Here is a 492-nt window from a genome sequence, read left to right as displayed (position 1 = left end):
CGAGATGTTCAACAACTAGCTGCGACATAGCTCCGTTCTCCTTCTTTCTCTCACGGCCGAGTGGCGTCGCTCCCGGTGCCTTGTTCGTCGGACGAACAGGGAAAGACTTGCAAGCACCGCGCTCCCAGAGCGACGTGTTCGTGTCGATCGACCTACAGCCACGGGTCACGACGCCACGATACGCACTATGAATTGGTCCACATCCCTCCGCGTGCTCGTCGTACTGTCCCTCCTGCTCGGTAGCTCGGGCGCTGTCGCAACGACCGCCTCGGCCGCCGGTCCGGCCGTCCAGATGTCTGTTGTCACTATTAGTCCCGAGGACCCGAACACGGGCGAAACAGTAACTATCGAGACGACGATCTCGAACCTCGAAAACAGTCCGTCGACAGTCAACGTGCGGGACGTCTTCGTTCGCGTGCCCGGAACCGCCAGAGAGTACGCGCGAGTCGAAGAACTCGGGTCGATCGCCCCCGGCGGCTCGGTCACGGTACC

Annotated in this window: 1 pseudogene; it reads left to right on the top strand. The window is 61.6% G+C overall.

From position 1 onward, the window contains the following. Positions 1-187 precede the first annotated feature (187 nt). A pseudogene (locus DEQ92_RS22140) lies at positions 188-492 on the top strand (hypothetical protein); the annotation flags it as partial.

It is taken from the genome of Haloferax sp. Atlit-6N, from assembly GCF_003383195.1.
GTDB classification, from domain to species: Archaea; Halobacteriota; Halobacteria; order Halobacteriales; family Haloferacaceae; genus Haloferax; species Haloferax gibbonsii.
The sequence above is the reverse complement of the archived record's forward strand: the minus strand, read 5'-3'. Positions and strand labels throughout refer to the sequence as shown.